We start from the raw sequence: 1,088 nt of genomic DNA on the forward strand, positions 1-1,088 counted from the left end.
TCAATCTCAGGTTGTAGTTTGTTGAGGGGTGCTACCTCTTAGCGTTAAAGTTAGGCTTCATATTTATATGGGTATTCCTAAATTATCAGAATACCGACATTTACAACGGCCACTGAAGCAGTAGCTATAGCGATTATAATTTTTTAGTCCTGCCATGTGCCATTCATAGCAGCATCTATTGCTTCTCTAATTGTCTTGTAAGTGTTGTACTCAGAACTTACTGGCCTTGTACAAGACCATCGTTTTTTATGGAAATTCAACCTAAAATGAATATTTTGCTCAAGCCAATCCAGGCGTTTTTTATCACTTACGCCTAACTCCGCATTCAACGTGGACGCAACCCCGTCCGCTATTTGAGTTTTTTCTTCATTCATAGTAACCTCTCGCTAATCAAAAATCGTTGTGGGCTTGCGCCTGTTAATGCAATAGTTAGATACTTATCGTCAGTACGAAATTACCACCACCTGCCGAGTCTAAAACCTCGCATTTTTTCACATGGTCGCTTTGCTCGGTAAAGCCAAGTTTCTTAAAATATGCTGCCGCCTTTTCAGTGTAGGCCGCCTCATGTAAAAATTTAAAAACGCATGATAGTTTGTCTTTTAACGCTTTAATCGCCGCTAAAGAGTAGCCTTTGTTTCTTTCTCCGCTTGCTATACCATGCCATCTAAGCCCTGCATCATCTTGGCTTATCTCCCACCAACCAGTTATACCAACCACTGTGTTATTTGCCTCAATTAAAAAAATCTGCCCGTCACACGTTGCGGTTAGCCACTCATCGGCGGCTTCTTTAGCTAGTTTTGTTTTTTCTTCGTCCCAAATGTTGTGCAAAATAGGGTATTGGTCAAAAACAGACTCGTACCCATTTGTCGGTCTTGCTAGTGCCAGTGTAATTTTTACCATTCTCAAGCTCCAAAACGTATCTAACTCAAGCGTCAAGTGCGACAAATACCCAGCCAACAACGGCTTATCTTTTGACGTTTGTGATTACTGTTTTCTGCATAAATCAGCGCGGGTATTTGCGCCTTACGCACTTAGTTAGGTTTCTAGTTTACTTCAAAGGCATGAAACACTAAATCGCCATCGTACAA

General features: G+C 41.2%; 2 protein-coding genes. Both read right to left on the reverse strand.

Going from position 1 to position 1,088, the window contains the following annotated elements; all coding sequences use genetic code 11:
- Positions 1-143: 143 nt before the first annotated feature.
- A complete protein-coding gene (locus Q0212_RS10345) occupies positions 144-374 on the reverse strand; it encodes a hypothetical protein (protein ID WP_297925141.1) in 231 nt (76 codons plus the stop codon).
- Between the two features lie 55 nt (positions 375-429).
- Positions 430-900 (reverse strand): GNAT family N-acetyltransferase, encoded by a 471-nt coding sequence (locus tag Q0212_RS10350; RefSeq protein WP_297925143.1) that lies wholly within the window; start codon positions 898-900, stop codon positions 430-432.
- Positions 901-1,088: the final 188 nt, after the last annotated feature.

It is taken from the genome of uncultured Agitococcus sp., assembly GCF_937920075.1.
Taxonomy (GTDB): Bacteria; Pseudomonadota; Gammaproteobacteria; order Pseudomonadales; family Moraxellaceae; genus Agitococcus.

What these genes read in the sequence shown, in the direction of transcription:
- Q0212_RS10345 (WP_297925141.1), bottom strand. Translation starts at nt 374, where the DNA reads ATGAATGAAGAAAAAACTCAAATAGCGGACGGGGTTGCGTCCACGTTG.
- Q0212_RS10350 (WP_297925143.1), bottom strand. Translation starts at nt 900, where the DNA reads ATGGTAAAAATTACACTGGCACTAGCAAGACCGACAAATGGGTACGAG.